Origin of the sequence: Paenibacillus sp. NPDC058898 (assembly GCF_049316025.1) — a bacterium.
Taxonomy (GTDB): Bacteria; Bacillota; Bacilli; order Paenibacillales; family Paenibacillaceae; genus Paenibacillus_AQ.
On record NZ_JBMOSM010000003.1, the window covers coordinates 324,985 to 337,401 of the forward strand.

Genomic DNA, 12,417 nt, shown 5'->3' on the forward strand with positions numbered 1-12,417 from the left:
TTTTAGGTCGTATTTATACCAATACAATTTCCGGTTCCGGAACGAATCCAAAATGGTTGTTAATCGACTCCGAGATCAGATTCATCAAGTACAGAATGTCGGTTGCCTTGGCATGCTTCTGGTTCAGAATCATGTTGCCGTGATGCGGAGAAATGATCGCGCCGCCATATTCGGTTCCTTTCATATTCAGCTGATCCACGAGCGAGCCGACGGCTACCCCATAATCATAATTATTTTTGAATACGGAACCGCAGGACGGGTAATCAAAATGGCGTTTACTCGTCCGGTACTTGATGATGTCAAGCATTGACTGCGGCGTCTCGATTCCTCTTCCTGCCAATGCGTGCACCTCGCCCAGGAAGAATGAGAAAAAGGACGGCAAGGATGATGGATGGCTGCCGCGGGTCTTCCATTCTGTAAGCAGTTCGGACGTCATGCTGATCTGCTCCTCCGAGCTGACCGGAATATTGAGATCGGCGCCTACTATGATCCAAGGGTGCTGCTGGAAGATGGATTGCTTGTATGCAAATAAACAGTCCGCCACGGAAATGGACTGTACCTTTAAGCTCGAATCCGTTGTATCGATATAATAAACCGTGTCCAGAATATCGCAGATTTGGCGCGCATTATATTTGGCGTTCATATAGATGCCGGCCCCTACGCAGCCTGGCAGCAAAAAAGTAAAGTCGAGCAAATCCGTCCCCCCCATTAAACCCATCAAGGACAGTAGCGACATGGGCGCGCCGGATGAAACGTACCATTTATCTCCCGACACCCGAAGATCCACCAGGTTTTTGAGCGATATAAACACCAGATCATGGTTCGGTTCATCCGGGAACAGGATATTGGAGCCCATCCCGAAGATGTACCATGGCATCCCGCGTTTCCTGCAGTCCTGCAGCAGATCCGCCAGGTCATTTGCCGTTTTAGGCATGGCCAGATAATTGGCTGAACCGCCGATCCCATACGTAGAAAAAGCAGACAGCTCCACATTGCGCTTGCACAATCGGTCGATAGCAGATGTATGTAAAGTCATCGTAGACATGTCACTCCCTATTCTTCACATTAGGCACAACATTCCTTACTAAATGTGGGGATGTTACATCATTATGATCCAACTACTTGGGTGGTGTCAAACTGGAGTGGAATCCTGGCTAAATAGCAAAAAATCCCTGGATTACAGCCATTAGACCGTAACCAAGGGATTCATTCATGATCTCTTTATGCGTGCCCAGGATTTATTCAAGGAAATCCTTGAGACGTTTGCTGCGGCTCGGATGACGCAATTTACGAAGCGCCTTCGCCTCAATCTGCCTGATGCGTTCACGGGTAACGCCGAACACCTGCCCTACTTCCTCCAGGGTGCGGGTCCGACCATCCTCAAGTCCAAAGCGCAGCCTGAGCACATTCTCCTCACGCTCGGTGAGCGTATCCAGCACTTCCTCCAGCTGTTCCTTCAGCAGCTCAAACGCCGCGGCATCTGCCGGAGCCAATGCGTCCTGATCCTCAATGAAATCACCCAGGTTGGAGTCGCTCTCCTCGCCGACCGGCGTTTCCAGGGACACAGGTTCTTGGGATACCTTCTGGATCTCACGTACTTTTTCCGGCGTGATATCCATCTCTTTACCGATTTCTTCTGGTGTCGGTTCGCGCCCCAGCTCCTGAAGGAGCTGCCTGGAGACACGGACGAGCTTATTAATCGTCTCTACCATATGCACCGGAATCCGGATCGTTCTTGCTTGGTCAGCGATTGAGCGGGTTATCGCCTGGCGTATCCACCAGGTGGCATACGTACTAAACTTAAAGCCCTTGGAGTAATCGAACTTCTCCACCGCTTTAATCAGGCCCATATTGCCTTCTTGTATCAGATCAAGGAACTGCATTCCCCGACCAGCATAGCGTCTTGCTATACTTACAACGAGACGAAGATTCGCTTCGGCCAAACGGCGTTTCGCTTCTTCGTCTCCCTCCTCTATTCGTTTGGACAGTTCCACTTCTTCATCGGCTGTAAGGAGGGGAACCCGACCGATTTCTTTCAGGTACATGCGAACCGGATCGCTAATCTTGATGCCTGGTGGAAGTGAGAGATCGTCATGAACCGAAAAATCCTCTGTCGGAGAATTAGCCGCTTTCTCTGTATCCGTAACCTCTCGTTCCAATGCAAAATCCGCACTTTGACGGTTCTCCATTCTATGCCCCCCTGTTGACAATCCCATATTTTCATGCTAATCTAGCATTAGGTTATTATGACATTAAGCCAATAGTTATTTATCCTTCATTCTAGCATATTTTTTACACTATATCAACTTCTAATATATTCTAGTTCATTTCACCCGATCTCACCCTGAGATCGGGTTTTTTTATGCTCCAAATCTGCCTTAAGGAACTAGTCATTGCCTCTTCGAACAAGTACAAGTTCATCGTCTTACACTACATATGCTACGTTTATTTAAGCTGATCTAGTACAGCTTTCGTTTGCTGATTCAACGATTTCACATCGGGAGCCTTCGCGGGCTCATCGCTCAGCTGATATTTGTGCTTTAGTTCAAGCGTTGCCCTCACCCGGTCGTTCAGCATCTCCTCCGGGATTACGCCGCTATCAACAGCCTTGGTCAATGCTTGAATGACCGCTTCTTCTAATGCATATTCATGTCCGATCAGAATCATGTTGCTCCCTGCGACGACGGACTTCACGGAAGCCTCCCCTACGTCCGTGCTGCCGGAAATAGCCCCCATTGTCATATCATCCGTTATAACGACACCCTTAAACCCCATTTCTTCCCTTAACAAATCGTGAATGACGGGTTTCGAATAGGAAGATGGCGTATCCGGATCAATGCCCTTCATCAGCAGATGCGCAACCATGACCACATCGGCCCCTTCATCAATCGCTTGTTGAAAAGGTACCAGCTCCACTTCATGCAGACGCTTTAGATCATGGTCAACAACAGGCAGACCGAGATGGGAATCGACCGAAGTATCGCCATGCCCTGGAAAATGCTTCACTACAGGTACGACGCCATGCTCCTGTATCCCCTTCATGGAGGCAATCCCCTGCGTGCTTACGGTTTCTGCTGTATTGCCAAAGGATCGATCGCCGATGACCGGATTGTTCGGGTTGCTATTAATGTCCAGCACCGGGGCAAAAACCATATTGAGTCCGACTCCCGACACCTTTTGCGCGATAAGACCACCAACACGATTGGTCAGTGCAAGATCCCCGTTGCTTCCGATTTTGCCGCTTGACGGCAGCTTCACATATTCATCGGGAAAACGGGTAACCCGTCCACCCTCCTCATCAATACTCAGCCATAGCGGCACAGGATTCACAGCATTTGCCTTCTTCAGCTCATTCAATAGGTCTACTGACTGCTGTACGCTATCGATATTATCCTTAAAAAGGATAAATCCGCCTACATGGTAATCCTCCAGCAATCTGCGCGAAGTATCATCCAAGGCAGTCCCTTCAATTCCAACCAGCACCAGCTGGCCGATCTTCTCCTTGACGGTCATGCTATTCAGAAGCTCAGCTACCGCATCTTCAGGCTCGTTCTCAGGCAATTTCCCGTCCTCGCCTTCGTTGTCCGTGCTGCCTGATGAAGACGTTGACCCGTCTTCATTATCTGGAGAAGGAGTCTGCGGCTCCTGCACTTGCTCCGAAGGCGAAGCTCCTGGTCCGTTGTCCCCAGGGTTGCTTGGTTCGGCTTCGCCCCGACAACCTGCCACAGCCAATAGCAAGATGACAACCAGCATCGTTAAGCACATCCATTTTGTCCTACGCTTCAACTTGTCACCTTCCTTCAAATTCACACTATTATATTCGTCCTCTGTTCCACAGAGTCCTTCCATCATAACATGATTTCCTTACAGCCCAAACCAAGCCTAAGCTGCCCGCCTAAGAAAGAAGAAAGAGCCGCATCGACAACGGCCCTTCTTCGCCTATTTAAGCAGCCCAAGCTTACGGGCTTGCTCCTCGGTTAATATAAACTGCTCCGTGTCCCATACTTCATCCTCATCCGTTCTTCCGAACATCAGCATGATATCATCCCATATATTCTTTTGCATCGCCTCAGCTTGCGTGATAATCACTTTCATGTGAACCTCATTCCTTTCCTTGGAATCATCTCCTACTACATATACAACCATCACAGGTCGTATAGAATCGAAAAACAAACAAAAGCCTGCAGATAGTATCTGCAGGCAGGATCTGTACTATAACTAGGAATAAGCAGGATGATATTTAATCCACGACATCGCAATGGTGCCCTCGCCGGCATGGATGCCCGCAACGGGAATAAAGGTCATAATTTCGGTTTTCAACGCCGGATGGGCCCCGCTGATTTCCTTCTGGATTTCTTCGGCCTCTTCTACGTTGTTTGCGTGCATGATGCAGACCTTTTTAATTTTCTGTAAATCCAGTTTCATAAGTTCCAGCATTCTCTGCTTGGCCTTCTTGAACGTTCGGATCTTCTCTTCCACAATGACTTTGCCTTCATCAAAACGCAGCAGCAGATGAATGCGGAGCAGATTGCTGAGAAGAAGCTGGGTGCCGGATACCCGACCGCTGCTGTGAAGCCGGTGCAGGCTTGCCGGAATAAGGTAGAACGACATGTTTTGCACCATGGACTGGATTTTATCTTTTATCATCTGCACGGTATCCCCTTGGCTATGCCAGTGAATCCCGGACATGATCATTTCGCGTACCGGAAACGCTCCCGCTTGAGAATCGATGCCAACCACGGGTACCTCGGCAATCTCTGCTGCCTGCATAGATGAATTCAATGTTCCGCTGAGCTCGGATGAACAGTGAATGGCGATAATATCATCATACTTCACTTTCAGGGATTCATATAATTCGATGAATTCACCGATTGGAGGCTGTGAACTGCTGACTTTCGGTTCATCTTTCATTCTTTCATAAAAGGTCTCTGCCGAGATGTCAATTCCTTCCCTGTACGCCTCCTGTCCAAGTATCAACCTCAAAGGTACAATATAAATATGATTTTCCTTGGCGAATTCAGGATCGATTGTACTCGTGCTGTCGGTTACCCAAGCTATGGATCTCATTATCGTGTTCACGTCTCGCTTTCGTGTAGTAAGAAGTAGAAAAGGAAGCGATTTAAGCCTCTAAATTCATCATATCTTACCCTTACAGCGCATTGCAAACGAAAGGAATGTGATTTCATATCCTACACATAGGTTCGCCACACAAAAGCCTTATTTTCGCTCTGCGTTATACCCCTTTTCTCCAAAAGGTTCCAGCTGTTCAATCCAATATGCCTCCCGTTTGCTGACCGCGTCCTTCAGATCATAGAACGGATCTTGCTTGGGCTCAATCGTCTCCAGAATCTCGAAGGCAAAAGCATCCTCACCATACTCATTCCATTCCCGCTGAAGCGTCTTATTGTAGCTTGTTCCCATCTGCAGCTCGAATCGTTTGCCGTTCATGGTCTTCAAGTTATTCGTTCCGGCAACAAATACCTTGCCGTTCTTTGTGTTTCGAATTTGATACACGCCTGCTTCAATCTTGATTTCCTTATACATTTGATTTAGTTCCTGTCTGCGGTTCATGGCGTTAAAACCTCCTAATCTTAGCGTTTATGTCGTTAACCAGTACTGGCTTCCATCATCCTTGCGATTCAAAAAACCATATTCGATCAAATATCGGCGAATGGTCACATAATCGGGATTGTCTCTTCCGATCGTATCGTTGATTTCCTGTTCGGAATACAAGACATCCGGTTTAAAACGGGCAGCGATTTCTCGTAAAACGACGTACTTTTGTTTCTCTTTGAGCTTAAATGTCTTCAGCGGGCCATCGGTCCCTTCGGGAAACGCCTTGGCCAGGATCGATTGCCTTTCTTCTTCCGTGACATTGTAGCGCTCATCCACCATTCTGGCCTGCTTGGGAATTTCCACGAATGCCGGCGCATGGTCATCCTTTTCCTTCAGCAGCTCCATTAAAGTCAGCAGCACCTTGGACTGTCTTTCCTTCTCCTTCAGGGCAAACCGGTGATTGCGAATCGTGGATGCACTGCCTATGCCGAGCTCCTGTTGTACCTCTTTATCGTTCTTGCCTTGGTAGAAGAGCTGCAGCAATCGATTCTGATGCTCGGTCAGTCCAGTCAGCTTTTTATCGAGGCCAGACAAATACTGAAATACGGAGCCATGCTCCCGGCGGATATGAACCGTCATGTATCGTTCTGACTCATATAACACATCTTGGTCCGGGTAGATGATCCCTTTCTCAATCGTCTTGCCACACAGGAGGCATACCCATACGGGCCCTTCGTCAATATAGCCTTGTTTAAGTTCATCTATAGAAGCATTCCAGAAACGCTCGTTCGGATCCATTGCAAACACCACTTTTCAATTAGTTATTTATATAGACATTTTATATTTTTGTCTATAACATGTCAATCGCACTCCACTCACTTATAATATTTCTTCCTCCCTTATGTGGAACCTGCTAGAATAGAGGTTGCTGCTGTAAAATTTAGGGGGTATCATCATGGGTTTCATTCAACAGTCGGCAAAAGAAATGCATTCTTGGCCGCGCAACATCAAGCTGTTTTTTCTAGCTAACGTGCTGTATCAGATCGGTACCGGCATGTTTAGCGTGCTCTACAATCTGTACATACAAGGCCTTGGATATAATGACTCCATGAATGGAACAGTGGTCAGTATTCAATCCCTGGCAACGGCACTGATGTTCATTCCGATCGGCCTGATCGGAGACCGTGGCAGCCGCAAACGAATCCTCGTCCTTGGGGCGTTGTTAAGCGGTGCAGGACTGATCGCGCGCTCTTTTCTTGAAAGCGAGTTCAGCTTGCTTGGTCTTGCAATATATACCGGTTTATTCGCATCCTTTTTTCAGGTGCTGGCTATCCCCTTTCTAGCGGAAAACACGGCGAAAGCGGCTCGCATGCGGATCTTTAGCATCCACGCCTCGCTTGTTCTTGCTTCTCAAGTGCTCGGAAGCATGGGAGGCGGATTCTTGGCGGATGCCCTGCAGGCCGTTGGTATGAACAAGGTCGGCAGCTTGAAAACAGCGCTTTTCATAGGCGGCCTGGCAACCTTTGCGGCGTTTATCCCGCTCTTGTTCACAACCGATCAGAAGGCCGAGGAGATACAGGCACTGGATGCACCGCTTACTGATCATCAACCAGCTCAGGCAGGAGGAGCTGTGAACACCTCCGGTTTGGGGGATTACAAAGTCATCGGTCAGTTCGCGCTTGCCCAATTGTTAATCGGCCTGGGCTCAGGGCTTGTCGTGCCTTATTTGAATTTATATTTTACCAACCGCTTCTCAGTATCGTTATCGGCTGTCGGCATTCTGATATCACTCGGACAAGTCATGACTATCGTATCGATGCTGATTGGACCTACACTGGTGAATCGGGTGGGAGCCGTCAGGGCCGTGGTGCTCTTTCAAGTCCTATCCTTGCCCTTCCTGCTGTTAACCGGGTTCACGAACGTACTCCTCATCGCATCGGTCGGCTTCCTGTTCCGCCAAGCCCTGATGAATGCCGCCAATCCGATACAGTCCTCTATTCTGATCGACCGCGTACCGGATCACCGAAGAGGAATCGCCAATTCGGTCACGCAAACAGCCTTCATGCTGGGCTGGGCTACCATGGGACCCGTACAATCTAAACTCGTCACCACTTACGGCAGCTATTGGGGATATGCGATCACATTTTGTATTACCGGAACGCTATATGTTGTATCTTCGTTTCTATACTACCGAATGTTCCGTGAGCGAAAAAGCAGCAGCCTCTCCTCCTCTGATACTACCGCTACTCTCTAACCTCAACCCGCAGAGGTTTCACATGTAGCGGAACAGCCCCATTGGCTACAGCCATGATCCGGGCCTGAAAGCTTCCCTTATACCGGAAGACAGGCCCCATATCGGATTGTCCACCTCAACGGATATCCGGTATTATTGATTCCCGTCATCATACCATTCGTTTACATCGGCTGTTCCGGTGAACCACCGGGGAAATCGAAACTGCCAAAAGCCCCTCATAAAACCTCTGCTCCCCCGATTGAATGTGAATTCCGCCGTTAGCCCCCACGGCTATCCGGAGATCGGCCGCCAAGTGCTGTTTATTCCCTAAATAATCCACGACACGGCTGCGCTGTGCATTATAGATCATCGTGGCATCAAACCACCTCTAAATACCCGGAAAATCAAAGCGGCGACACCACGTCATCCGTTTCTCTTCCCCATTCATCCCGATAAGCATAGTTCTCAATCACAAACGGGATCCTTTTCCCCGATTCGGAAACACTGCTTATCCATATCCGTCTTGATATCAAGTTCAACATAGACCGGATTTCTCTTTATGCGCTTTAGCTCCCCTTGGAAAGTCCTTTAAGTCTTCAGCCGGACACCTCTGCTCTCTATGCGAAAACATTCAGTTTACATTCAGCCGCGTTTAAGAAAGATATCAGGAACGATTGATAGGATAGATTTCGTAAGCAAACAAGCAAACGAATGATAGAGAGAAACGAGGTGGAATCATGACGACCCCATTGAAATACCGGAACGAGCTGAAATTTTTTGTGAATATTCACCAGTATCAAATCATCCGTCAACGATTGAGAAATCTGGTGAACTACGATCAGCATGCAGGACCTGGCGGGGAATATCACATTCGAAGTTTGTACTTTGATGATATCAACAACAAAGCTTTATACGAGAAGCTGGCTGGGGTTCGGGACCGGGTGAAATACCGCATCCGCATCTACAACGTAACCGACGACACCATCCATTTTGAGAAAAAAATCAAATTTCGGGATTACATCGCCAAGCTGAAGGAGCCGCTCACAAGGGAGATGGTTGATCAGATCATGGCCGGTCAATACGAATGCCTCTATCAACCAGACAAGCCATTGATGATGGAGCTGTATCACGAGATGAAGCATAAGCTGATGCGGCCCAAGGTCATTGTCGATTATGTCCGGGAGCCGTATGTCTGTCCTAACGGAAATGTCCGGATTACGTTTGATAAGGAGCTTCGAACCGGCCTGCACTCCACGGATCTGTTCAATCGGAATCTGCTGCCCATCCGGGCGATCGATGAGAATCTGATCATATTGGAAGTCAAATATGACGAGTACATCCCGGATTACATCAAAATCGCGCTGCAGTTGGAAGGACTAGGCCGTCAATCGGCTTCCAAGTACGTGATGTGCCGCAAATTTCTGAAATATAACACATGGGAGGATCAATAATTCATGAACACCACATCTACATCAAGCAGTACAAGCACCACCAATTTTTCGGATATCATCAAAAACTCCGTCATGGAAAACTTCGTATCCGATATCAGCATCGCCAAAATCCTGATTACGCTGTCCGTTTCTTTCGTTATCGGGCTATTTATTTATCTGCTCTATAAAAGAGTCTTCAGCGGCGTGCTGTATTCCAAAAGCTTTAACGTGTCTCTGATCGGGATGACCATGATCACGGCCGTTGTCATCATTGCCATTAACTCAAATCTCGTGCTCTCGCTCGGTATGGTCGGCGCACTCTCCATCGTCCGTTTCCGTACGCCCATCAAGGATCCAACCGATCTGATCTTCCTGTTCTGGGCCGCGGTTGCCGGGATCGTAACCGGAGCCGGGTTCTACACGCTGGCTGCCATCGGCTCCATCGCAGTCGGTCTTATCCTGTTCTTCTTCATTAAAAAAGCAACAGTGGATACGCCTTATCTGCTCGTGATTCATTGCGATAATGAGCAGAGCGAGCAAGCCGTAAAAGAACAAATCGGTCAAGCCGTGAAGCGTTATAATCTGAAGCAAAAAACCGTGACGCCAGGCAGCATTGAACTGACACTGGAAGTAAGACTGCGTGACGCCGAAGGCCAGTTCGTAAACAAGCTGTCCCAGCTCCCGGGTGTTCATAACGCGATTCTGATCAGTTACAGTGGCGACTATGTATCCTAAGTCAGGCGGTGGGCAGAGATGAAAAAGAAAAGAATGACGGTCCTGCTGGCCCTTGTGCTGACCATATTCCTCCTGATCTCAGGCTGCCAATGGACACCCACAGCTGCCGAAACGGTGAGCAGCACGGAGAGTGATGCCCAGCAGGAGCAAATCGATTCAACGGTTTTTCCGAAGGATAAAGTCATAGATGTTAAAATCACGATGGACGAAGCGGATTTTCAGAATATGCTGGACAACTCCAGCGCCGAAGAATATAAAGAAGCATCCGTCAATTACAACGGCATACAATTTGATCATGTCGGCATTCGCACCAAAGGCAATTTAAGCCTGCGCAGCGTGGTCAATTCGGACTCCGACCGTTACAGCTTCAAAATATCCTTTGACGAATACCTCAATCAAACCTTGAATGGAATCAGTAAAATCAATCTGAACAACAACTACAGCGACGCCTCGTATATGCGGGAATTCCTCACCTACGAGCTGGCGGATTCCGTCGGACTGCCGACTCCCGGCTTTTCTTACGTCAATGTATACGTTAACGATGAATTATGGGGGTTCTACCTCGCAATTGAACAAATTGGCGACTCCTATCTGGAGCGTCATTTCGATCATTCGTACGGCGCGTTGTACAAGGCTGAGATGACCGGCGCTGGCAGCGATCTGACTTGGCTTGGCAATGACCCTGATTCCTATACCGGACTTGTCATGAAATCCAAATCATCCAACGATGATGTATTGATCGATATGCTGGATGAGCTCAATAACGGCTCCGATTATGAGAAGGTGCTGGATGTGGATAATGTACTTAAGTACGTTGCCTTAAATGTCGTTGCTTCCAATATGGACAGTTATCTGGGGATGAACAAACAGAACTACTACCTGTATGAGAACAATGGCATCTTCTCTGTCCTGCCTTGGGATTATAATATGGCATTCGGAGGATTTGGGGGCTCCAGCATCCTCATTGACGAGCCAACCCAGGGAGCCTTGGCGGAACGACCCCTGATTGCCAAACTGCTCGAGGTTGACGAATATAAGGAACGCTATCACGCCATCCTCTCGGAGATGCTGAAAGGCTACATGCAGCAGGAAACATTCAATGAACGGGTGGCGCAATTACAAGACTTAATTTCCGAGCACGTAAAGCAAGACCCAAGACCCTTCTATTCCTATGGGGATTACGAGCAATCCATCCCGACATTGACCTCATTCGTGGAAGAGTCAACGGATAATGTCCAGCAGCAGCTGGATGGAACGATTCCTTCCGCAGGCGATGGAAGCGGCAGCGGCGGCATGGGCCCCGGGGGTGGTGGCGGCATGCGACCTGGTGGTGGTGGCGGGATGGTACCTGGCGGAAATAACAGTACGCCGCAGCCTAATTCGAATGGAGGCACCCAGGGAAACACTACTGATACTGATATTGGCACGAGCACGACACCGGGTGGAGATGGCGGCAGCGGGACGAATGGAAATGGGATGCTTCCCCCTAACGACACCCTGGCCGGAGGCATCTCTGCCGGGAAAACGCCCGCCAACAGCGATGGTGCTACGCCTGATCCTTCTGGCGACGCGTCCGGAAGTAGCGCAGATGCTACCTCAGGCAAAGCTGGAGGGCCTGATCCTGACACCGACACCGTACCTACAGGAGATGAATCTTCCTTGTCAGTCGTATCGGCTGTCGGATCGAGCGCAAGCCCCCCTTCTGCTGGAAATCAATCAACCATGCCTCAGGACCCCGGCCAGAATGGTCAAGGCCAGATGCCGGATTTCCCTCAGGGGCAGATGGGGAACGGATTCGGCGGCGAGTTTGGCGGTCAAATGCAGGGAGGCCGGGGAATGGGCCGGCCGGGCGATTGGTCAAACGGGGCTGCCGAGGAACAAGGCAGTGCCAAGGAGGCCTTGTACGCCGGAGTATCCATCGTGCTGCTTCTTCTCTCTTGTCTCTTGGTAACGCTGTATAAACGTAAAAGACTGTAATCATCCAACAAGGGGCAGTTCCAAAGGTCGATACCTTTGGAACTGCCCCTTTAAATCCCATCGTTCGAGCTTATGACCGATGAATTACACCAATTATACTGTGAACCACGTGATCATGATGGGCGCTCCGATAAAGATCATGCCCAGTGCCATGACGATCCTCGTCGTATTTCTAGACAGCTTGTGCTGGGTCGCGGTTGAACGATACCAACCGCTGAACTGCAGGCGATTCCGGTAAAGCACAAGAAACAACAGTACATTCCCCACGAACAGGAACAGGAAATATAGTCCGTTCCAAGGTATCCAGGCCTTCAGTATTTCATGTTCAATGTTGCCCAGAACCGTTACAAAGATCATCATTATGATCATCATACGTATCATTTCGAGAATGGATGAGGCCAATTTGGTCATAACACTTACTCCTTTTTCAATCATGCTGGTTTTGACATTACTATTTTTCCATTATACAGCAAAAGGCGAGATCGA

The 12,417-nt window shown here is 48.8% G+C and carries 13 protein-coding genes; 4 read left to right on the plus strand and 9 right to left on the minus strand.

All coding sequences use genetic code 11. From position 1 onward, the window contains the following. Positions 1 to 13: 13 nt before the first annotated feature. The 7 genes from ACOZB4_RS09840 to ACOZB4_RS09870 all read right to left on the minus strand — a co-directional run bounded on the left by ACOZB4_RS09840 (position 14) and on the right by ACOZB4_RS09870 (position 6,354). The gene (locus tag ACOZB4_RS09840) at positions 14 to 1,036 is read right to left on the minus strand and encodes a UDP-N-acetylmuramate dehydrogenase (RefSeq protein WP_379404417.1); all 1,023 of its coding nucleotides are present in this window, start codon (positions 1,034 to 1,036) and stop codon (positions 14 to 16) included. A 202-nt stretch (positions 1,037 to 1,238) separates the two neighbouring features. Further along, positions 1,239 to 2,189 (minus strand): RNA polymerase sigma factor RpoD, encoded by a 951-nt coding sequence (gene rpoD / locus ACOZB4_RS09845; protein WP_076322045.1) that lies wholly within the window; start codon positions 2,187 to 2,189, stop codon positions 1,239 to 1,241. Positions 2,190 to 2,445: 256 nt separating this feature from the next. Then, positions 2,446 to 3,765, minus strand: a complete 1,320-nt coding sequence (gene nagZ / locus ACOZB4_RS09850) for a beta-N-acetylhexosaminidase (RefSeq protein ID WP_379404845.1) — start codon at positions 3,763 to 3,765, stop codon at positions 2,446 to 2,448. Between the two features lie 174 nt (positions 3,766 to 3,939). Then, a complete protein-coding gene (locus tag ACOZB4_RS09855) occupies positions 3,940 to 4,095 on the minus strand; it encodes a hypothetical protein (RefSeq protein WP_165593394.1) in 156 nt (51 codons plus the stop codon). 123 nt (positions 4,096 to 4,218) lie between these two features. Then, complete coding sequence (locus ACOZB4_RS09860) at positions 4,219 to 5,067, minus strand: DegV family protein (protein ID WP_213644287.1); 849 nt, start codon at positions 5,065 to 5,067, stop codon at positions 4,219 to 4,221. A 150-nt stretch (positions 5,068 to 5,217) separates the two neighbouring features. Beyond that, on the minus strand, positions 5,218 to 5,571 hold the full coding sequence (locus ACOZB4_RS09865) for a GIY-YIG nuclease family protein (protein ID WP_379404421.1): 354 nt from the start codon (positions 5,569 to 5,571) through the stop codon (positions 5,218 to 5,220). Between the two features lie 27 nt (positions 5,572 to 5,598). Continuing rightward, positions 5,599 to 6,354: a DUF2087 domain-containing protein gene (locus ACOZB4_RS09870; RefSeq protein ID WP_379404423.1), complete on the minus strand. Its 756-nt coding sequence runs from the start codon at positions 6,352 to 6,354 to the stop codon at positions 5,599 to 5,601. Positions 6,355 to 6,511: 157 nt separating this feature from the next. Here ACOZB4_RS09870 and ACOZB4_RS09875 point away from each other — a divergent pair, with 157 nt between their 5' ends. Then, a complete protein-coding gene (locus ACOZB4_RS09875) occupies positions 6,512 to 7,810 on the plus strand; it encodes an MFS transporter (protein WP_339266007.1) in 1,299 nt (432 codons plus the stop codon). A 148-nt stretch (positions 7,811 to 7,958) separates the two neighbouring features. Here ACOZB4_RS09875 and ACOZB4_RS09880 read toward each other — a convergent pair whose 3' ends face one another. Further along, on the minus strand, positions 7,959 to 8,159 hold the full coding sequence (locus tag ACOZB4_RS09880; protein ID WP_379404425.1) for a DUF4166 domain-containing protein: 201 nt from the start codon (positions 8,157 to 8,159) through the stop codon (positions 7,959 to 7,961). Between the two features lie 367 nt (positions 8,160 to 8,526). Here ACOZB4_RS09880 and ACOZB4_RS09885 point away from each other — a divergent pair, with 367 nt between their 5' ends. From ACOZB4_RS09885 to ACOZB4_RS09895, 3 genes are read left to right on the plus strand one after another with little or no spacing between them, the layout of a single operon-like run. Beyond that, positions 8,527 to 9,240 (plus strand): polyphosphate polymerase domain-containing protein, encoded by a 714-nt coding sequence (locus ACOZB4_RS09885; RefSeq protein ID WP_379404427.1) that lies wholly within the window; start codon positions 8,527 to 8,529, stop codon positions 9,238 to 9,240. A 3-nt stretch (positions 9,241 to 9,243) separates the two neighbouring features. Continuing rightward, positions 9,244 to 9,954: a DUF4956 domain-containing protein gene (locus tag ACOZB4_RS09890; RefSeq protein WP_379404429.1), complete on the plus strand. Its 711-nt coding sequence runs from the start codon at positions 9,244 to 9,246 to the stop codon at positions 9,952 to 9,954. A gap of 18 nt (positions 9,955 to 9,972) precedes the next feature. After that, positions 9,973 to 11,931, plus strand: a complete 1,959-nt coding sequence (locus ACOZB4_RS09895) for a CotH kinase family protein (protein ID WP_379404431.1) — start codon at positions 9,973 to 9,975, stop codon at positions 11,929 to 11,931. Between the two features lie 93 nt (positions 11,932 to 12,024). Here the strand turns inward: ACOZB4_RS09895 and ACOZB4_RS09900 are convergent, their stop codons facing one another. Further along, the gene (locus ACOZB4_RS09900; protein ID WP_379404433.1) at positions 12,025 to 12,342 is read right to left on the minus strand and encodes a hypothetical protein; all 318 of its coding nucleotides are present in this window, start codon (positions 12,340 to 12,342) and stop codon (positions 12,025 to 12,027) included. Positions 12,343 to 12,417: the final 75 nt, after the last annotated feature.